1 pseudogene is annotated in these 245 nt (G+C 33.5%); it reads right to left on the reverse strand.

Annotated elements, in window-relative coordinates:
- Window positions 1–245 (reverse strand): annotated as a pseudogene (locus tag AC23MC_RS16515) (methylenetetrahydrofolate reductase [NAD(P)H]); the annotation flags it as partial.

Genomic DNA, 245 nt, shown 5'->3' on the forward strand with positions numbered 1-245 from the left:
TAAAAAATCTAAATCGATTAATAAATTCTCTGTATCTTCTTGTGTAAAACCACCACACAAAATATGCGGAATGGCATCAACAACGTATTTATATTGAATTCCCGCACAAATTCCAACCGTTCCGGGACGTTTTTTTACAAATTTCTTTTGTAATAATCCGCTTGGTAATTCCTTGAATTCATATTCTTCCCGATTATATGTGACATCAATAAATGGCGGATTAAATTCCATCAACGGATCAATCG

This window comes from Flavobacterium sp. T50_26 (genome assembly GCF_057652995.1).